General features: G+C 54.9%; 18 protein-coding genes, 1 pseudogene and 1 CRISPR repeat array (1 of these 20 cut by a window edge). Of the genes and pseudogenes, 2 read left to right on the top strand and 17 right to left on the bottom strand.

Annotated elements, in window-relative coordinates:
- Nucleotides 1-800: 800 nt before the first annotated feature.
- The 3 genes from ETEE_RS16545 to ETEE_RS16535 all read right to left on the bottom strand — a co-directional run bounded on the left by ETEE_RS16545 (nt 801) and on the right by ETEE_RS16535 (nt 3,872).
- Nucleotides 801-2,675 carry a PhoX family protein gene (locus ETEE_RS16545; RefSeq protein WP_034165826.1) on the bottom strand — a complete coding sequence of 625 codons (1,875 nt, stop codon included), beginning with the start codon at nt 2,673-2,675 and terminating at the stop codon, nt 801-803.
- Nucleotides 2,676-3,046: 371 nt separating this feature from the next.
- Nucleotides 3,047-3,394 (bottom strand): hypothetical protein, encoded by a 348-nt coding sequence (locus tag ETEE_RS16540; protein WP_144242832.1) that lies wholly within the window; start codon nt 3,392-3,394, stop codon nt 3,047-3,049.
- Entirely contained in the window at nt 3,381-3,872 is a 492-nt protein-coding gene (locus tag ETEE_RS16535; RefSeq protein WP_225865179.1) for a hypothetical protein, read from the bottom strand. The genes ETEE_RS16540 and ETEE_RS16535 overlap by 14 nt, the downstream gene beginning before the upstream one ends.
- 287 nt (nt 3,873-4,159) lie before the next feature.
- Between ETEE_RS16535 and ETEE_RS16530 the strand changes: the two genes are divergently transcribed.
- Both ETEE_RS16530 and ETEE_RS16525 read left to right on the top strand, forming a co-directional pair.
- On the top strand, nt 4,160-4,411 hold the full coding sequence (locus ETEE_RS16530; RefSeq protein WP_015871318.1) for a type II toxin-antitoxin system Phd/YefM family antitoxin: 252 nt from the start codon (nt 4,160-4,162) through the stop codon (nt 4,409-4,411).
- Complete coding sequence (locus tag ETEE_RS16525) at nt 4,401-4,682, top strand: type II toxin-antitoxin system RelE family toxin (protein ID WP_015871319.1); 282 nt, start codon at nt 4,401-4,403, stop codon at nt 4,680-4,682. The genes ETEE_RS16530 and ETEE_RS16525 overlap by 11 nt, the downstream gene beginning before the upstream one ends.
- Nucleotides 4,683-4,753: 71 nt before the next feature.
- On the opposite strand, the pseudogene ETEE_RS16520 reads toward ETEE_RS16525, so the two are convergent.
- The 14 genes and pseudogenes from ETEE_RS16520 to ETEE_RS22260 all read right to left on the bottom strand — a co-directional run bounded on the left by ETEE_RS16520 (nt 4,754) and on the right by ETEE_RS22260 (nt 15,648).
- Nucleotides 4,754-6,855 (bottom strand): annotated as a pseudogene (locus tag ETEE_RS16520) (portal protein).
- The gene (locus ETEE_RS16515; protein WP_049703944.1) at nt 6,852-8,513 is read right to left on the bottom strand and encodes a terminase large subunit; all 1,662 of its coding nucleotides are present in this window, start codon (nt 8,511-8,513) and stop codon (nt 6,852-6,854) included. The pseudogene ETEE_RS16520 and the gene ETEE_RS16515 overlap by 4 nt, the downstream one beginning before the upstream one ends.
- Nucleotides 8,506-8,901, bottom strand: coding sequence for a hypothetical protein (locus ETEE_RS22050; protein WP_225865176.1), 396 nt, complete (start codon nt 8,899-8,901; stop codon nt 8,506-8,508). Before ETEE_RS22050 ends, ETEE_RS16515 begins: the two co-directional genes overlap by 8 nt.
- Nucleotides 8,902-9,062: 161 nt before the next feature.
- Nucleotides 9,063-9,281 (bottom strand): hypothetical protein, encoded by a 219-nt coding sequence (locus ETEE_RS22045; RefSeq protein ID WP_225865175.1) that lies wholly within the window; start codon nt 9,279-9,281, stop codon nt 9,063-9,065.
- A gap of 75 nt (nt 9,282-9,356) precedes the next feature.
- The gene (locus tag ETEE_RS16505; protein WP_034165824.1) at nt 9,357-9,899 is read right to left on the bottom strand and encodes a DUF2514 family protein; all 543 of its coding nucleotides are present in this window, start codon (nt 9,897-9,899) and stop codon (nt 9,357-9,359) included.
- A gap of 204 nt (nt 9,900-10,103) precedes the next feature.
- Nucleotides 10,104-10,886 carry an antA/AntB antirepressor family protein gene (locus tag ETEE_RS16500; RefSeq protein ID WP_034172547.1) on the bottom strand — a complete coding sequence of 261 codons (783 nt, stop codon included), beginning with the start codon at nt 10,884-10,886 and terminating at the stop codon, nt 10,104-10,106.
- 180 nt (nt 10,887-11,066) lie between these two features.
- Complete coding sequence (locus ETEE_RS16495; protein ID WP_081926439.1) at nt 11,067-11,618, bottom strand: glycoside hydrolase family 108 protein; 552 nt, start codon at nt 11,616-11,618, stop codon at nt 11,067-11,069.
- A 2-nt stretch (nt 11,619-11,620) separates the two neighbouring features.
- Nucleotides 11,621-11,959 carry a phage holin, lambda family gene (locus ETEE_RS16490; RefSeq protein ID WP_034165092.1) on the bottom strand — a complete coding sequence of 113 codons (339 nt, stop codon included), beginning with the start codon at nt 11,957-11,959 and terminating at the stop codon, nt 11,621-11,623.
- A gap of 85 nt (nt 11,960-12,044) precedes the next feature.
- Complete coding sequence (locus tag ETEE_RS16485) at nt 12,045-12,374, bottom strand: type II toxin-antitoxin system RelE/ParE family toxin (protein WP_034165091.1); 330 nt, start codon at nt 12,372-12,374, stop codon at nt 12,045-12,047.
- Entirely contained in the window at nt 12,349-12,579 is a 231-nt protein-coding gene (locus ETEE_RS16480; protein WP_034165090.1) for a ParD-like family protein, read from the bottom strand. Before ETEE_RS16480 ends, ETEE_RS16485 begins: the two co-directional genes overlap by 26 nt.
- Before the next feature lie 116 nt (nt 12,580-12,695).
- Nucleotides 12,696-13,094, bottom strand: a complete 399-nt coding sequence (locus ETEE_RS21375) for a DUF6979 family protein (protein WP_144242831.1) — start codon at nt 13,092-13,094, stop codon at nt 12,696-12,698.
- A 233-nt stretch (nt 13,095-13,327) separates the two neighbouring features.
- Nucleotides 13,328-14,146, bottom strand: coding sequence for a TIGR02642 family protein (locus ETEE_RS16475; RefSeq protein WP_034165089.1), 819 nt, complete (start codon nt 14,144-14,146; stop codon nt 13,328-13,330).
- 88 nt (nt 14,147-14,234) lie between these two features.
- Complete coding sequence (locus ETEE_RS16470; RefSeq protein ID WP_034165088.1) at nt 14,235-14,750, bottom strand: hypothetical protein; 516 nt, start codon at nt 14,748-14,750, stop codon at nt 14,235-14,237.
- Between the two features lie 121 nt (nt 14,751-14,871).
- On the bottom strand, nt 14,872-15,648 hold the full coding sequence (locus ETEE_RS22260; protein WP_034165087.1) for a Rha family transcriptional regulator: 777 nt from the start codon (nt 15,646-15,648) through the stop codon (nt 14,872-14,874).
- Nucleotides 15,649-16,041: 393 nt separating this feature from the next.
- A CRISPR array of direct repeats spans nt 16,042-16,685; the repeat unit is 28 nt; unit sequence GTTTTCCCCACGCCTGTGGGGGTGTTTC (it continues 241 nt past the right edge of the window).

Genomic DNA, 16,685 nt, shown 5'->3' with positions numbered 1-16,685 from the left:
TTACCACGTTAAACTAGACCGACTCGATGACGCCAGGAGATCTGAGCCTATCGCGACCATTGAATTACTTATTGGAGTGATGATACACAGAGTTAATTTGGAATGAGTAAATATAATAAAGTGCGAGCATTATACTAAATAACGGATGGCAGACCCACCGTCAGCGGAAAATGATCTACCCCCTCCCCAGCATCGACCCAACACGCCGCCCACATATCAAGCGTCAGCCTCAGCAAAACGCGGTAGGCGCAAGCATCGACCTCTCGCCTAGTCCCGTAGCGGACTCTGTCGTTCACGCTGAAACTGGCAAAACGGCGCAGATAGGCTACGATTAAAGAGCAAGGCATTCAATGCCTGCATAATGCCAACTTTTAGCGCACGGCTCTCCATAAGAGCCATTCCCCTAGACCTGACACAGGAATCGTGCCAGGTCTTTTTTTATGATAAAAAAATCAAGTTATTACAAATATATTTCCCATGAATGCATAACGTTTTCCGTGTCGTTATGCTTCAAAACATCCCGTTCAAACCCATAATTATACACAGTCTAATGGAAAATAAACTGCCAGCGTCACTATTCCGCTTTATATGCCTGTGCCGCCCGCACATATCCAACCTGCAGACGGCCTGAAAGGCACCGTGCGCAAAGGGTAACAGGCTATCTTCCCGCAGAAAATGGGTTAAAGCGTAGAATATTAGACGCAGCTATTTAGAATCTCAAACGCCCCTTCGCCAACCAAAAATCCCAGGAACCCTGCGGGTGCCTGGGATAACAGGGTCTACGGGAGATACAACGAATATCAAGCCCCGATCACGCCGCCATCGTCACGGGTGATCATCATGACGGTGGAGCGAGGTATGCTGTTGCCACCATTGGGGAAGTGGGATGGAGCGCCGTCTTCGCCGGGATGCTGTACCCCAACAAACATGGTTTTATAATCGGGAGAAAAGGTTAACCCGGTCATCTCGCAGGCGACGGGGCCGGTCAGGAAGCGTTTGACCTCCCCGCTCATCGGATCGCCGCACAGCATTTGGTTATTGCCCTGTCCGGCAAAGTCCCCTTGGTTGGAGTAGTTGCCATCAGTTTGGATCCACAGGCGACCCGCTTTATCGAACCCAATGCCGTCAGGGCTGTTAAACATATTTTCGGCAGAGATATTGTGGCTGCCGGCATAGGGAGTGCCCGGATGCACCGTTGGGTTTCCGGCGAGCAGATAGAGATCCCAGGCGAACAGTTCACTGGTGTGATCGCCGTCGGCAGGCATCCAGCGGACTATCTGCCCATAATGGTTGGTGGCACGTGGGTTGGGGCCGCCGACGGGTTGCCCTGCTTTACCGCGGTTTTTGTTGTTTGTCAGGGTGCAGAATACGTGTTGGTTGTTGGGGTGTATGGCGACCCACTCTGGGCGATCCATGGTTGTCGCACCGACCTGTGTGGCAGCGCGGCGGGCAAAGATCAGGACTTCACCTTGGTCGTGAAAACCGTTTTCCGGGGTCAGGCCATTCTGGCCGAAGGTGAGTGCAATCCAGCGGCCGGTGCCTTTGAGTTCGTTTTCATCCATGTCGAATTGGGCGACATATAACGTGCCATTGTCCAGCAGGCTGCGGTTGGCGGCGTCGTTGCCCGGTTGGTAGCGCTCGTGTGATACAAATCTGTATAGGTGCTCGCCGCGTTCGTCATCGCCAAGGTATATCACGACACGGCCGTCTTTATTGAGGGTTAGCGCAGCGTTTTCATGTTTAAAGCGGCCCAGAGCGGTGCGCTTTTGCGGCACTGATTGCGGATTGTGAGGATCGATTTCCACAACCCAGCCAAAGCGATTGGGCTCCTGCGGGTTTTGGGTAACATCAAAGCGAGCATCATGTTGATGCCACAGATAAATGCTGGGGACGGCGGCGATTCCGTAGCGGGTATGGTCGGCGGTAACATTACCCTGCCTATCGGAACCGAAGAAGTCATTGAAGTTTTCTTCGCACGTCAGGTAGGTCCCCCACGGGGTTTGACCGTTGGCGCAGTTATTACATGTTCCTAGCACATAAAGCCCGGTGGGGTCATCCTGAGTTTTAAGTAAATCGTGCCCCGCCGCCGGGCCGGTCATGATAATTTTGGTATATGCCGTGATACGGCGATTACGCAAACCCTCACGATCTATGGCCCACTGGCCGTTTTTGCGTACGATTTCAACCGTGGTTACCCCAACCGCCGCCTGGGCCTTGCGCACATCTTCTGCGCTCATCGCTTTACCCTGATGTTCGAAGAGATATTCGTAGTTGGTGTATTCATTATTAATGGCCAGAACGGCGCGATCATCGCCGATGGGGAAGAAACTCATCCCATCGGTATTGTCACCAAACTGGCGCTCTTGTGCTGTGGCATCCTGAGCTCCCGGCTGAGAGAACTCCGGTGCATCCGCAAAAATAGGATCGCCCCATGAGATCAGCGGCGTGGCGCGGTAGCCGGGCGGGACAATGATGCTGTCTGCGACAGAGGCGGTAATGGAAGTAAAGTTCAAGAGAGAGGATTGCGTAAGCGCCGCAACGGCGTTAGCGACAGGGTTTAGGGCTAAAAAAGCACCGGCGCTGGCGGCGGCGCTGCTCGCCAAAAAATGGCGGCGTGAAAGCCGGGCGGTAATCATTTCACTAAATTGAGAGTCTTGCTGGTCATCTTTACACATTGACATGCTCCTTTACTGTTTTCATCGCCTTCCTGCGCAACTGCCAGGGAATATAAATGTTACGCAAGGATAGCCTGTTCAGATGACAGTAAAATGAATTTTATATTGCTATACATTCATCCTATCTATTGATTCACTAATAACTAATAAGATCAGAAGAATAAACCCAACTAATTATGCTAAGCTAATCTGTATATTTGCTCTTTTCCACAGCGGTTTTTATTAATTTAATAGATATACAGCGTTGTTGAATAAATCGAACTTTTACTGAATATGACGTGGAAAGACCAGCCGACTTCCGCTAACCGTATCGCACTTCTCAGCTTTGGCGCCGATATAGACCACTGCAACTTGCTCAGACATGTTCACGCCTAAAAGAGAAAGGCCCCGCAGGGCCCGTTGACGTAATAGCCGATCACGCTATAGCGCACCAGCACACTCAGCCTTCCGCTCACCGCCCCGCTCGCGACATTCAACACCAGCGACCCACCCTGCTCACGTATGGTCAATGGCGCCACGGGATAAACGCCCGATACCCTCTCCGTTAGGGGCAGACTCAATAGCTCAATATCGAGTAAGGAGGGAGACTGGATAGCGAACGTCAGCGTTTTCTCTGCGCTGAGTTCGCTGCCGCAGATCTGCAGCGCATTAATACGCATACCCGGCGGGAGCTCAAACAGTCGGATCTGGTCGTCTTTCACCAGATTATCCAACGTCACCGCACTCTCGGAAATCCGCACGGACCTTATCCAACTGCTCGGTGCTGATCTGCGTCTCTTCCGGGAGGGTGACCGGCTGCATCCCTGCCCGGCTCACCTGCTGCTGCAACAAGGCCAGAGTACGCCTCAGCGCCGCGTTCTCCTCGGCAGCGGACTGCGCCGACTGTGCGCTGCGGCGCGCCTGCTCCCTGGCAGCCTGCAGTACATCGTAGGGAATATGGTGTACGCCATCCTTACCCAGTACCACTTTAGCGGCGGGATCGGTGACCGCAGCGTCCTGCGGCTCTTCTCCAGCTGGCGATGCCAATGCAGCCTCAGGCGGCACATCCCCTGCGGACGCTGGCGTGTCCGGTGCGATCGCCGGTTCCGGATCGCCCTCGCCCGCGGACACGTCCTCCTCATTGCTACCGGCCTGCGCCAGCAGTGCCTCCAGCTCGTCCGGTGTCTTCCCGGCGATATCTGCATCATCGATGTCCATATTGCTCTCCTGCCTGTCTATTTGTCGGATAGATCCGAAACAGAAAAAGGCGTGTCGCTGCCCATGCGAAAAAGGGCTCTGCGATAACAGAGCCCTTTGCGACGTGTGCAACTCATTATTTTGAAAGGTGATGCTTAAAATGATGGTTTATCAGCAGGGCACTTGACATCCTCCCCGCCCTAAAGGACGGGGTTTTACGGCGCACTGAATAAAAAGCATGCTTAAAGGCACCTTTAAAGGTGTCTATAAAAACGCTATAGTGTATCTATCTGACAAGGAGAAGACATATGGCATACCAAATTCTCACGACCACCGCCGCCAGCATTACCGACCTGAAACGCAATCCAATGGGTACCATTGCTGAAGGTGACGGCAATGCCGTAGCAATCTTAAACCGCAATGAGCCGGCCTTTTACTGCGTTCCACCGGAACTCTACGCTTACTATCTGGAGCTGGCTGAAGATGCGGCACTTAATCGTATCGCCGATGAGCGTCTGGAGGACGCTGAGTTTGTCAGCGTAAATATCGATGACCTATAAACTGAGCTTTGAAAAGCGAGCCCTGAAAGAGTGGAAAAAACTGGCGCCGCCGATTCAAAGCCAGTTGAAAAAGAAACTGATCGAACGCCTGGAAAACCCACATGTTCCAGCAGCACGCTTAAGTGGGCGCGCTAACCGTTATAAAATAAAATTACGCTCTTCCGGTTACCGGTTAGTTTATGAAGTCAACGATAGCGAAATTATCCTGCTGGTGATCGCGATCGGTAAACGGGCCGATAACGAGGTGTACCAAGCGGCAGACAGTCGTTAGCCACCCAAAAACAAAAAAAACGCAAAAAGTGCGAGGCGGGTCATCGTTCGCAAATTAGCTCACTTTTTACCCTAATGCAATGGCAGCGCGGCAATCTGCTGCTCAATAAGGGTTAACAACTGCTGACGGGCCACCTGAGCATCCTGCTGCATTCCCTGCAAAATCTGCCCTGTTTCCGCCTGTGTTTTCATATCATGGAAGCGCTGCCCCTCGGCCTGTGCCTGCTCACGCTGCGCCGACGCCGCCGCACGCTGGGCTTCGGCCTCCAGTTTACCCACCTTGGCCTCCAGTTCGCGCATCGCCAGCGCCAGCTGTTGCTGCTCCACCTGCTGCTGCTGGGCGGCCGCCACCTGCTCCTCCGGCGTCATCTCATCGGCTGACTTGGCCATGCCCACCGCCTGACGGATCCGCTCGACAAACTCGCTCTTATTGGGAATATCCAGCAGCGAAATCCACAGATCCAGCACCGCCGCCTGCACCTGCGGCGGCAGACCAGCCACCACCTGCCCCAGCCGCTCCGCCAGCTGAGAACGGTAGGCTGGCGTCTGCTGGATCGGCGCCAGCGCAATATGGGCGCGCAGACGGGCAATATCATTACCCATACCGTCGCGCCCCTCAACATTGATCGCCACGCTTTTCCGCCGGCGCGCATCGTCACGGTTCACGACAATGGTGTGGTTACGCACCTGTGCCAAATCCTCCAACAGATAGCCCAACAGCAGCTGCCCGACCTGCTGGCAGGCGAACTGATAGTTGTCATTCAGCTCGGCCAGGGTGGTCGCCCCCTGCTCGACCAGATTACTGATGGCCACGCCGGAGGTGGCGTTAGAGTTCTGCCCCAGAAAGGCGGAATAGACCCCCATGCCATCCTGGATCAGCTTCATGGAGTCCTGCATGACCTGAAACTGCTGCTGCGCCACCTGAAAGTCCTGCTGCACCTCCAGCGACTGGGCGATGGTGGTCTTATTGCGGCGATCGGGGTTCAGAATAATCAGTCCATCCGGCCGCGCCACCTCCTCCTGCACCTGCTGCCGACTCATATTCACCGCATCATCATCCATGATGACCCGCTTGGCGGTCAGTAAAAACGTCAGCTTAATCCGCCGGAAATTCACCTCGTCCTGCGCCGGTATCGCCCGGCTGACCAGACCATAGGGCGCCCCGTTGCGATCTTTGCGATAGCCCCAGAACGGGATCAGCGGAAACATCCCCTGCGGCGCCGTGCAGGGCCTATCCACCAACTGGTGCGGCCCCACAAACCAGGCCTCGCGGATACGGCTGCTGCGCGCCATCTGTACCTGCACTCTCCCCATCGCCAGTGCCGCGGCGTGCAGCGGGTTTTCAGCCTGATACTCAAGGGCGCGTCCGTTGGCCAACGTCATCACCGGCAACGTCACCCAGCTACGATAGTAAACCACCTGCAGCAGCACCCGCTGCCGATCGCTGCTCAACCACTCCAGCTCCCTGCGGCTGTACTGCTGATACTCCTCATAGGCCGCGACCAGATCGACATCCAGCCCCTCGGCCAGCCCGGTATCGATAAAACCGCGCCAATCCATACGGGCGCTGCCTTGGCGGGGAACGTGGCCAGCGCCTCGTCCAAATCCATCCAGCGGCGACGCAGCAGCCAGCGGCAGTCGCTCAGATCCGGCTCCCGGCTGTGCCAGTCCCAATACACCTCGTTGCAGTGTACCGTACCCGCCCTATAGCGCGGCCCAAAGATATTGTCGCTGCGCCGCACCTCCACCCATTCCAGCCCGGCTTTTAACATACCGGCATAGGCATCGCTGCGCGCCTTGCCCAGATTGGCCAGGCGACAGGCATCGGCGAACTCGGCATTCACCGCCTCGGCCAATGCCTCAAACTCCGGCTGCGGATCATCGGCTACCACCATCAGCTCGGTGCGGGTTTTGGCCTCCATGCCCAGCACGCCGTCTACCGTCGGCGCGATCAGGTTATGCATGGTCAACGGCTGACTGCGCTCCAGCAGCGTGGCAATCAGCTCCGGCGGCAGCTGCTCGCCGTCATAGTAGGCACAGGCCTTATTGGCCGCCGAACGCCAATCCGGCTGATGATGAATATCGGCCGTGATAGACAGCAGCTGAGCCAAGGTGAACTGGCCCTGACGATCGGGTGCCGTCGAAATATCCGGGGAAGAAAAGGGATCGGTCATCGGGTCATCCAGTGGGCTGGCTGATGTTTAATGGGCTCCGGCTGTCTGCGCGCCGGCATCCGGACGCGCATCTCCTGGGCCAAGGCATAGCTCATGACCTGATCGTCATAACAGCCCGCCTGGGCGCCCATCGCACCATTTTTGTCATAAACGTAGGTATTCATCTCGCTCACGCTGCCAATCCAGCGTAGTCCGTCCGCCGCCTCCCGCAGCAGGGTTTTCAGCCCCTCGATCAGGATAGGCTTGCTCTGGCGCGTGGTCAGCCACCCCAGCCGGCGGGTTTCATCATCGGTATCCTGGTTGAGGAATTGCTCGTTATACAGATAGCGCGGCGGATACAGCGCCCGCAGCTTCTGTAATACCGCATGGCCATGGTTATTACGCTCTACGCCGATATAGGCCATGCCGTACAGGCGGCCGACGTTATCCAACAGCATGGCAAACAGCTCGGCATCCAAATACCCCACCCAGTGCGCCACCTGCTCTCCGCTGCTCTGTTTCACCACATCCAGACTGCTGCGATCGCGCCGCTCCAGCCCCTCCGCCACATCGGCGCCAATGGCATACACCTCATCGGGATCGGGCAGCTCCCAGATCAGCAGATAATTGAGCAGCTGACGCTGCAGCACATCGCTGGCGCCCTGTCGCAACGCCTGCATCTTATTTTTACGCCCGGTCACCGGATCGATGTCGTAAACCAACGCGGGCGGCGCACAGCGCCCCTCTGCCTGCAGCATGGATGCCGAGGAAAAGACCCGGCGCCCGGAGGTCAGGAACGCCTCGCGCGGCGTAGAGGGAAACTCCTGCTTCATCTCCTGCTGCTGCTCAGCCTCTTTGCGCACGTACCACCATTTTTGCCGATCGCTTAAGCTGATCCGCATCGCCTGCTCAACGTCGGCAAAATAGTCCTGGTGATGACGGCTCAGCCGCAGCCCGCCCGGCGGCACCGCCACCGCATACTTGGGATCCTGCCACCAGGCATAGAAATGAAACTTATAGTCCTGCGACGAGAGCGGCAAACGGCTTTGCGCCATCTCCTGCGCCCGCAGGCTCATATCATAAAAATCGCCGCCTACCCCCTCCGCCGTGGACTCGATAAACACAATGCTGCCCTCGGCCACCGCGTTCAGCGACCCAGTACGCACCTCTTTCGCCTTCGCCGGATATTTGGCGCAAATTTTTCCATGCTCAGAAATATGCAACCGCTGTACCGTGCCCGAACGGAAAGAGGTGGCCACCATGATATTGGAGCCGTGCGCGAATTCGATGTAGCCCCCAGAGGCCCCGCCGTGACGCTTTACCGCATGAAAACAGCCCGCCAGCCACCCAGGCAGATGATCGAAAGGTACCTCGATTTTGGTACGGAAAATCTCTGCCGCCGCCTGCTTATCCTGCGCGACGATGCCGCACTTTACATTTTTGCTGAACAGCGCCTGATCCAGCAGGTACAGATCGATGGCGGTGGAAAATCCCAGCTGATGGGCTTTCAGGATCAGGTTTTTTTCGTGCATTTCCCGGAATAACTGGCGTTGAGCCGGCCGCATGCGAAACGGCACCAGTACCCCTTGCTCATTGACGACGTGATACAGGTTATCCAACCGCCACCAAGGATCGCTCAGATAGCCGTGGACCAACGCCTGCTGCTCCCGTTCACTCATCGCCGGACTCGGCATTCAGTCGCCCTCCCCGCTGGCTCACCTGGATCCGCTCAATCACCTCCCGCAGTGGCGTATCGGCATCGCTGCTCTCCGCCGTCAGTCGTTGCGTCTCCGCCCAACGCTTAGCGGTCGTCGCCTCGTTCAAGGCATTTACCCGTAAGGTTCGCTCCAACGATTCGATGCGCGCCGTATTACGTAAAATACCGCGCTCTGCCGCCCCGATATTGTCGCGCAAGTTCTGGCTCAGCTCCGGCTCAGCCTGCTCTAACTGCGTCATCCAGCGTCCGATATTCGTCGCCGCCGTCAAATTGGCCGCCCGCAACAGCAATAATTCGTCGTTCAGTTGCAGCAACTGCGCATCCTGCATAATGTCATCAGGCCACAGCATGCGGCGAGCATAGGCTCCATGAGTCACCGCCGCCGTATTGTGCGGCAGAAAAGGACGGATGGGCGGCGCGTGACGTGAGCCGCGAATTGGTTTTTCTCCGGAAGAAATCGCAGGATGCACACCTGCGTACCGCGTCACAGCACCCTGTCTAGGCTCACTTTTTATCGGTACGCATTTTTTTCTCTGTTTTTTCTGCGTACCTTTTTTGCCTCCCTGCGTACCTTTTTGCGTACTGTTTTTTTACCGCGTACCCAACCATGTTTTTTGGCCATTTTTCGAATGGCGCCTTCGGATACGAAGTACTGAGCCCCGATAGCCCGCAGGGAGAGCTCACCGTCCTGGAACGCCACTGCAATCGCCGCCCAGTCCGGTTTTGTCATGATGGTTATCCTAGCGATGACCGCACGGTCAGCATTTTTTTAGCACAGCCACAAAATACGCGTAAAACACAGCCCTCACTGCGCCCGCGACTGCGTCACGGCATCATAGAGCCGCTCACAGGCCAGGCCGGCGGCTCGGGCCCGGTCAGCATAGGCTGCCAACGCTGCATTGCGTTGGAGAGATTCGCCGAGCACGTCGGCAAACAGAAATCCGGTAGCGGCGCTTGCCGAGCTGGCTCCACCAACGGTGGAAACTCGGCAGGGGGAACGGTCTGCCAACTGCTGCCGCAATTGAGAAAGCGTACGCCGCAGGCGCTCAACATCAGCGGTAGAGCGAGCAGCATCGGCTTTAATCTGTTCCAGTTGTTGATCCGCATTCTGTTTCACCTTAATCATGGCCTGCCAGCGACGTTGCTCTTCAACCCGCTCGCCCCGCTCCCGGTTTGCCCTGGCGGTCTCCTCATCCCGGTTGCGCGTCTCCCACTTAAGCTGCCACGCCTGCTCAGCCAGGCGCTTACCGGCGGCATAACCGGCCGCATAGCGCCAGGTCGAGAGGCCCCATAAAGACAAAGCCACCAGCGAGATGATCGCCAGTGGCTTCCAGATATTGCTTAACATAGGTCACGCCCGGTCCTGTCTTTATACTCAGCCAAAAATTTGGCTGAATGCGCTTCAGCTTTTAAATTTCTATCCGCATTAATGTAAGAGACATCATACCAATGAGATGAGCACCTCTTGGTGAAAAAAGCCGTAACCTGACATGCTCCGATTCGTTGTTTTTATTGCTAACCGTCACTTTGGAGTGGTATTAAACAAAAGCCGTCACGAACCCAGGCGCCGCGCCATCCAGCGCTGAGACAGCCGGATCAACTCAGCCTTCCGCTGCGGGTAATCCATCCCCATATCCAGCAGAGTGATATTAGTACTTTCCAGATAAGACAGATGCTCTAACTGCTCGGCATTCATCGAATCGCGAGGATCCCCCACTACTCCATTCATGCCTGCCCATTGCTTCGCAGTAAGACCTCCCAGGACGATGCGGGAGATCATGTTACTTTCATTGCTGTAGTGGTGAGACTGTGTCATCTTGCCCTGTTCCGCCCTTACCGATTCCAACGCAGAGCACATCGGCTTAAACAGGTTTGCCACTCCGATACGAGCCTTTAACTTGCGACGATAACGCGCGGCGACTTCTGGAACGGTAAGCTGTAACGCCTCTTCACACTGGATAAAGTAACGACGAATAGCGCGACCTTGTTCGCTACGCTCGACCATTGCCAGCTCTTTGGCTGTATTCAACGTCAAAAAGTAATCATGCTCTATCTGCTGACGAGATTTTGCGCTCGCCCGTTTTGGCGAGCTCAAATTTTCAACAGCGATGTAGTCAACTCCGACCACGAAGCCATACTGGCTAACCCGCCCTTTAATCCTGTTGGTGAAGTCTCGGCCAACCCCCAAAGCACCATGCAGTGCTCTGGCACTAACAATATTGGTTTCACGCTCACCGATCCGGCCGCTGATAACAGGAACAATGTCAGCGAACTCATTAACGACATGATGATTACTTGATGCATCGGTATAAAAAGACGCTACAGATATGTTCATATCGGCTTTACCTTTTAGTGATGAACCTTGTTCGCACAGGAAGACGGCCCCAAGAAGGCTCCGACAGCCAGCCGGCTCCTCAAGGCTCATCCTGAAAGGCTCTTGGTGATATGCGTTGCGATACGCAGATATAAAACAGCCCCGGCATAGCCGAGGCTCTTGGATATATTTCAGAGATGGTTAAGACAGCGTCACCCGCTCGCGTACCCAGCCATACAGAAATGACTCGTTCTGCACCCGCTGCTCGGCCAGCGCCAGATAACGATCGCCCTGACTGCAGTTCAGTGCCCGCAGCAGCACCAGCTCCCCCTCCGCGCCTCGGGCATCCAGATAGGCACGCAGCGCCGACAATGTCCGTGGCCCAATCATCCCATCGGCGCTGATATCCGGGTACAGGCGTCCGCCATCGTTAAAGGCGGTCAGCCAGCGCTGCAGCCACTTGCCGGGCACCGACGGCCCCATATTCACCCCAGTATCCAGCAGCTCGGCGGCCACCGGCGCGGAATAGTCTGCCACCAGGTCAAAACGAGGCCCTGACCAGTAGTCGCTTTCATAGATTTCCAGCGCCTGCGCCCGCGTCAGATTACGCATATCGCCGGTGTAGCCGTGGGCTCGGGCCACTTTCTCGGTGATCCCCCAGTTGGTTGTCCCGCCCTTGTCGTGGGGGTGATCAACATACCCGCCCTCACGCCCCAGCAGAGCATCGAAAATTTGATCCTTAGTCAGTGCCATAATTACCGCTCCTTGTCTGTCGGCATCCTCAGCTTGCGCTGCAGAATATACAGCGCAAAACGCTGGATCTGCTGCACGCCGATAAAACCTATCGCACCGCCGATGGCCGGGGTCAGCGACTTCGGCAGGCTGAAATAGTCCAGCGTCGCCACCACGGTCAGCGTCAGCGCGCCGCACAGCGCCCCCTCTAGGGCGGTTCTTTTCCATCCCCCACCCAGATAGGTCACCCGAACAGCGGCGGTCACAATCGCCAGCAGCACGCCGCCTACCGGGGTATCGCCCTGCCACCAGGACAGCAGCAGTTCACTGAGTGTTTCCGGGTTATGGTGCATATTCGCCATCTCGTTATCCTCGCGCTGGGGTGATTCAGATATAAAAAAACCCCGGCATATGCCAGGGTCTGTTATTTGGAAAAATGTATCGACGTTAGCCAATGAGTTTCAAATCCGCTTTACGATGCTGCTTCTGTTCGCGGTAAAAGTTTTCGTGGGGCCCGATCGTCAATAGATACAGCGCTACCCGCATTGACTGCCAGCTGTATCCCAGCAGCACAAGTTGACTGTTCAGCGTAAATTTATGCACGCGCAAAAACCGTAAGTCGCCCTTTTTCAGCTCGCCAATCTCGGGGTCGGCGATAATCTTATCGATCTCGTCTTCGACCCGCGCTAATTGTGATTCAGGGAGCTTATCCAGTGCTTTCTCAAAGCGCCGGCTTTGAGAAACCGCTATCTCACTGGCGTTTGGTCCTGCGGACATAGCGCGTCACCTTCTGATTGTTGACCTCACCCTGTGCCAGCAACACCTCACGGATAAAACTGTAAGGTAAGTCCGGATTCTCCTCGGCTATCCGGCCAATCCTGGCCCAATGCTCAATCTGCTTAGGGACGCTACGGCTCTCAGCATCGGCATGGATCTTAGCGTCGTTGACAAACTCATCATCCAAACGAACACTCGTTGCCATTTTGCGGTGCCTCTCGGTGGTTACACGCTATCACAGCGCATACATAGCATGCGACATTTTGTCGCACTGTGCAACTTTTAGCCACCAGGCAAGCCGAGGTTAAGCACGCCTCATACTCACCGCGGCGGAGATTGAATTACTCCGGCTTCCCATAGTGTCAGCACGATATGCATTTGGCTGTTATACGTCCTCGGCGGGTTAACCTCATTCGCCAATGCCACTTTCCATAATGCACTAGGGGTAACATCATTAGCGATAATTCTATGAGCCAATAAATAATTGGCCGCGACAGTCGCATAGCGTGCATTTTTTGAGTCGCTCTTCTGATAAGAGCCCGCAGGAATATTCTTCAAATACCCCGCCTCACACAGCCCCAGAAATGCCGCCTGAGGACACGGTTTATCTTTCCCGACCACCGCCTTATCCCAGGCTTGAGTCGGTGGCATGCCATCACGCGCGAGGCGATAGGCCTCTCCAGCGATTTTTCCATAAACGCATTCTGACGGTGCTTTCATATAACCCCATGACGTTAAAAAGACGCGTGGAGTTAACTAAACAATAAATTTAAGTGGCGTCAATATATAAAACAGGAGCCATCACACAGATTTATCAATTCACAGTAAAGTGAAAGATAAAGCGATACCGGATAGAGATGATATTTATCGAAGCATGCCGCGATTAATCGGCGATAAACATAGCTTGGTCATCTTTCCGAAGATAGCTCACTTATTAGCCATTGGCAATCTCTTCATGCCACCGCCTGCCTCTCTAACGTTAATCGTATCGACAAGGCATCGCCGGCCCGCTGCATCTCCTGATACAACCCATTGAGCGTATCATTCACCCATGGCGGGTACTCTGCCCGCCACACATCAGGCGTTATCACTATGCCCTCATCCGCTAGCGAACGCAGGAAATGGTCAGCGGTCACGCTGATTTTTCCTCGACCACCACAGGTATCACAGCAATGGGGCTGTGGCCGCAACAGCTGGCCGCTGCCCCGGCAGCGTGGGCAATGAGGTGAGCGAGCCGCTTCTGCATCGGCCCAGTCGGCCAGCGCCCGGCGGAGAGCCACGGAACGGCCCGCCAACGCATCGTGCTGCGCCAGATTACGCTGGTAGCGCCAGTCACCCTCACTCAGCATTACCCGGGCTTTCTCCAGCCCCTTTTGCTGGCGCTGAATATCGGCCAGCTGCTTGGCTGCCAGCGTTGCCCGGGGGCCGTGTTTGCGCAGCAGCGCCGCCAATACCACCCGCTGGGCGGGCAGCGTCCGCCCCAGTGCCACGGTGACGGTCAGCTGGCAGACGGCGGTACCATAAGGGGGATGTGGGCTCCGGCACACCCTATCAGCCGCCGCCCGCCGCGCGCGCTGCTCGGCCTGACGATCTTCCCGGTAGCGGGCCAGCAGCAAATCGAAGCCGAGCGGATGGCGCTGCGCCACCGCTGCAAACGCGCCCAGGATTTGCTCCCGGGTGATCCCTGGCACCGCCCGGATCAGGTGCAAGCATTCTGCGCTGACGCTGCGCGGGTCAAACATCTTGATCAGTTGTTCGATGGCGATAGGCATAAACCCGATCCTCCATGGGAGAGTCTGGTTTATCCTATTTAAAAGCATGGGAATATCAATTAAATAACATTAAAAACGCCCGATATTTTCAGAGCCCTGTAAATCCATATCGATTTTTCACTTTTTTATTCACCTTGTAAATACACATTGTTGGACTAATAACCGCCACTATAGACACAACCACAAACGCTATAATCAAGAAACATGAAAAAACCAGAGAGAAAATGTTTTTTGAAATATAGCCATCATCAAAAATAGACCAACCAAAAACATGATCCAAAAAAAAGAAAAACAGAAGAGCAAGGTAGAAATATGCCATACAAAACATACGAATCATACCTTGATCTTTAAAGCACCGTCTATAAAGCTGCTTGGCTAAGAACCAATGTATTTTAGTGGCGTTAGGCGAGCTAACAATGCTGATATTGTATGACAGAATCGCTGCGGAAGAACCAAAAAGACCTAATCCTGCTACTGAAGTTACAAATGCCATTTTTAATGCATAGTCGCTATTAGGCAACACTGCTATTGTTAAAGAAACTATGGCTAAAAAGCCAGCAATCGCAGAAAAAAAACCACGCAAGAAAATAAATTGCTCTTTCATGTAATACTCCAGTTTTAGAGGCTAGATCTAAAACTAAAGCATGAAACAGCCAAACTCAAATGATTATCACCCTATTCATTTACTATCACGCCCGGCAGTCCTCCCCACCGGGCGCCCCAGGCTACCCTGCCCGCCGCTCTAGCCGGGCCAGGCTTTGCCGCTCGACGTTGTTCAATCGGGAGCGAGTCTCCTCTAACAGACTCAGCTGACGGAACTCATGCTGAATATGGTTCAATACCGGGCGGAGTTCACCACGATTACGCACCACCTGCTGTAGTACCTGCTTTTCCAGCTGTTGGAGCAGGCTGCGAGTTTCATGGCCGATTTCCATGATGCGTTGCAGCTCTCTTACCAGTGCGGGCAAATCGGCGACGGTAAAGGGATATGGGGATGGCACGCCGGTGGCCTGACGCAGCGCGTACCAGACGCCCTGATTCCAGGCGGCGCGGAACCGGAACGGGTTAACGATGGAGTCGATCAGCCATTTCAGGGTTTTTATCTCCCCGTCGGAGAGCGGCAGTGGCTTCGGGGTTGAGTACGCGCCCTGCTGGCGGGTGAGCAGTTGCCTCTCCATGCGGTTGAACTCGGCGATGTAGGCCTCTTTGAACGCGGCAGCCTTCTTGCCGGTGAAACCCATGACCAGAAAGACAAAGCCGTCTTTGGTCATTTGGTAGTATTTAGTGCCGATACCTGTACCGCCATTAGGATTTTCGCGTTGGTAGGACGTCTCCTTAAAATTGAGGAGACGAAATTCAGGCGAACATTCCAGAGAGTCAATTGACCGAAGCACGTTGTCGTGGCGCTTGATGAAGTACTCGGCTACAGCCTGAGAGGTGGTAACAGCTTTGCCATCGTGAATGGTTACACTGGGGGTGTGTACAGAAAGCCGATGAGTCATTTTTCTGTGTCCTACGTATATGTTCAAATTTACCCTGTGTTCAGCAGGGCGGTCGGGTACTTGAACACCGTACGTAGTCGGCCAGCAGTTTTTCCCTTACGGGTGTTGTATGGTCTGCTCGCTACCCGGCCATATCTGAAAGTATGGACACAAAAAAAACCGCATTGCTGTCGGGTGCGGAGGCCGCTACGTAAGGTGTGTTCAGCACCTGAGCGGACTATACTCCCGGCATCGCGGGTAAAACTAATTTCGATTTATGATACTTTACTTACAAATCATAGGAATTCAATGAATCATTCTAGCCTGACCATACAGAGCCCCATCTGGCTATTCGACCAGTAAACCAACCACAATCTGTAGCTGGTTTAGTATGTTCTTTAACAATATAATGGGGTTTTCCCCACGCCTGTGGGGGTGTTTCTGGACTATGAAGCGGTAGAACGCTGGGTCTGTGAGTTTTCCCCACGCCTGTGGGGGTGTTTCCCCCGTAAGTCCATTAATGATCACAGAGCACCTAGTTTTCCCCACGCCTGTGGGGGTGTTTCCGTTTCAAAGTCGAGGGTTTCCACCGTATCGGGGTTTTCCCCACGCCTGTGGGGGTGTTTCCCCTGCATCGGTACATGACAAAGACTGAAGCGGGTTTTCCCCACGCCTGTGGGGGTGTTTCTGCCTTCAATGGCCGCCGCATTCTCTTGACCAGGTTTTCCCCACGCCTGTGGGGGTGTTTCTTCGGCCTTAGCCCTGGCAGCGGGCAACGTAGAGTTTTCCCCACGCCTGTGGGGGTGTTTCTGTCTTATCGGTGGCACCGCCAGATGCTTCCCGGTTTTCCCCACGCCTGTGGGGGTGTTTCCGATTGTCCCTGATGCCGCCAACTCTTTCCCATGTTTTCCCCACGCCTGTGGGGGTGTTTCTGGCTATGAAAACGTGTTCCCGGTGTATGGCTCGTTTTCCCCACGCCTGTGGGGGTGTTTCTGCCGATGTATTCGACGTTGTATTTTTCGGTAAGTTTTCCCCACGCCTGTGGGGGTGTTTCTGAC

The sequence above is a fragment of the Edwardsiella anguillarum ET080813 genome, from assembly GCF_000264765.2.
Taxonomy (GTDB): Bacteria; Pseudomonadota; Gammaproteobacteria; order Enterobacterales; family Enterobacteriaceae; genus Edwardsiella; species Edwardsiella anguillarum.
This window is presented reverse-complemented; position numbering and strand designations above follow the sequence as displayed.

What these genes read in the sequence shown, in the direction of transcription:
- ETEE_RS22260 (WP_034165087.1), bottom strand. Translation starts at nt 15,648, where the DNA reads ATGACTCATCGGCTTTCTGTACACACCCCCAGTGTAACCATTCACGAT.
- ETEE_RS16535 (WP_225865179.1), bottom strand. Translation starts at nt 3,872, where the DNA reads ATGGACATCGATGATGCAGATATCGCCGGGAAGACACCGGACGAGCTG.
- ETEE_RS16500 (WP_034172547.1), bottom strand. Translation starts at nt 10,886, where the DNA reads ATGAACATATCTGTAGCGTCTTTTTATACCGATGCATCAAGTAATCAT.
- ETEE_RS16485 (WP_034165091.1), bottom strand. Translation starts at nt 12,374, where the DNA reads ATGTCCGCAGGACCAAACGCCAGTGAGATAGCGGTTTCTCAAAGCCGG.
- ETEE_RS16515 (WP_049703944.1), bottom strand. Translation starts at nt 8,513, where the DNA reads ATGAGTGAACGGGAGCAGCAGGCGTTGGTCCACGGCTATCTGAGCGAT.
- ETEE_RS22045 (WP_225865175.1), bottom strand. Translation starts at nt 9,281, where the DNA reads ATGACAAAACCGGACTGGGCGGCGATTGCAGTGGCGTTCCAGGACGGT.
- ETEE_RS16490 (WP_034165092.1), bottom strand. Translation starts at nt 11,959, where the DNA reads ATGGCGAATATGCACCATAACCCGGAAACACTCAGTGAACTGCTGCTG.
- ETEE_RS16505 (WP_034165824.1), bottom strand. Translation starts at nt 9,899, where the DNA reads ATGTTAAGCAATATCTGGAAGCCACTGGCGATCATCTCGCTGGTGGCT.
- ETEE_RS16495 (WP_081926439.1), bottom strand. Translation starts at nt 11,618, where the DNA reads ATGGCACTGACTAAGGATCAAATTTTCGATGCTCTGCTGGGGCGTGAG.
- ETEE_RS21375 (WP_144242831.1), bottom strand. Translation starts at nt 13,094, where the DNA reads ATGAAAGCACCGTCAGAATGCGTTTATGGAAAAATCGCTGGAGAGGCC.
- ETEE_RS16475 (WP_034165089.1), bottom strand. Translation starts at nt 14,146, where the DNA reads ATGCCTATCGCCATCGAACAACTGATCAAGATGTTTGACCCGCGCAGC.
- ETEE_RS16545 (WP_034165826.1), bottom strand. Translation starts at nt 2,675, where the DNA reads ATGTGTAAAGATGACCAGCAAGACTCTCAATTTAGTGAAATGATTACC.
- ETEE_RS22050 (WP_225865176.1), bottom strand. Translation starts at nt 8,901, where the DNA reads ATGCTGTGGCCTGATGACATTATGCAGGATGCGCAGTTGCTGCAACTG.
- ETEE_RS16525 (WP_015871319.1), top strand. Translation starts at nt 4,401, where the DNA reads ATGACCTATAAACTGAGCTTTGAAAAGCGAGCCCTGAAAGAGTGGAAA.
- ETEE_RS16530 (WP_015871318.1), top strand. Translation starts at nt 4,160, where the DNA reads ATGGCATACCAAATTCTCACGACCACCGCCGCCAGCATTACCGACCTG.
- ETEE_RS16480 (WP_034165090.1), bottom strand. Translation starts at nt 12,579, where the DNA reads ATGGCAACGAGTGTTCGTTTGGATGATGAGTTTGTCAACGACGCTAAG.
- ETEE_RS16470 (WP_034165088.1), bottom strand. Translation starts at nt 14,750, where the DNA reads ATGAAAGAGCAATTTATTTTCTTGCGTGGTTTTTTTTCTGCGATTGCT.